The organism is Streptomyces flaveolus (assembly GCF_000716535.1).
Lineage (GTDB): Bacteria > Actinomycetota > Actinomycetes > Streptomycetales > Streptomycetaceae > Streptomyces > Streptomyces flaveolus_A.
On record NZ_JNWV01000218.1, the window covers coordinates 1 to 214 of the forward strand.

The following is a 214-nucleotide window of genomic DNA, read 5'->3' on the forward strand; positions in this document are numbered from 1 at the left end:
AGGATCAGGCGTTGTCCGGAGCCGTCGGGGGCGGTCCAGGTGTCGCAGTCGAGGGTGAGGTCGCCGACGAGGGGGTGGTGGTAGTGCTTGGTGCCGTAGCCGGTCGTGCTGACGCGGTGTTCGGCCCACCAGGTGCGGAAGTCGGTGTCGTGGAGGGAGAGTTCGCCGACGAGGCGGGCGAGTTCGGGGTCGTCGGGGTCGGCCGCGGCTTCCA

Annotated in this window: 1 pseudogene; it reads right to left on the bottom strand. The window is 70.6% G+C overall.

The annotated features are described in order from the left end of the window. Positions 1-214: pseudogene (locus OO52_RS45925) on the bottom strand (transcriptional regulator); the annotation flags it as partial.